The sequence below is a fragment of the bacterium genome (assembly GCA_020440705.1).
Classification (GTDB): Bacteria; Krumholzibacteriota; Krumholzibacteriia; order LZORAL124-64-63; family LZORAL124-64-63; genus JAGRNP01.
Map to the genome: position 1 here is coordinate 1 of JAGRNP010000313.1, position 603 is coordinate 603.

Annotated in this window: 1 protein-coding gene; it reads left to right on the forward strand. The window is 68.8% G+C overall.

Annotated elements, in window-relative coordinates; all coding sequences use genetic code 11:
• Window positions 1-126: 126 nt before the first annotated feature.
• On the forward strand, window positions 127-603 hold a 477-nt coding region (locus tag KDM41_18555), incomplete at its 3' end, for a protein kinase (GenBank protein MCB1185426.1).

The window sequence follows — 603 nt, forward strand, 5'->3', positions numbered from 1 at the left end:
TTACCACGGCTCCACACGAGACGGCAAGCACGATTTGTAGGCAGGATCGTGATTCTTGAGTGGAAACGGCTGTTTCGGGCGACTGGGGTGTTTGCAAAGGCGCGGGCAGGTGATAAATGGGCGGCCATGGACACGTGCCCGAGCTGTGGCGCTGGCGTCGAGCCAGCCGCCCGATTCTGCCTGGATTGCGGCTACGCCCTCGAAGAGGCGCCCGAGGCCGCGACCGATCCCTGGCAGGGCCGCATGGTGGCGGGCCGGTTCCGGCTGCTGTCCAAGCTGGGCGACGGCGGCATGGGCGAGGTGTACCGGGCCGAGCAGCTCCCCATGGGCCGCCATGTGGCCCTCAAGATCCTGCGCCACGCTCTCTCGGATGATCCCCGGCAGGTGGAGCGCTTCAAGCGCGAGGCCCAGGCGGCCAGCGCGCTCACGCACCCCAACACCATCATCGTCCACGACTTCGGCCAGGACACCGACGGCACGCTCTTCCTGGCGATGGAGTACCTCGCCGGCGAGCCCCTCAACGCCGTCATGGCCCGGGTGGGCCCGATGCCCGCCGAGCGCGCCGCCCGCATCCTGCAGCAAGTCTGCGGCTCGCTGGACGAG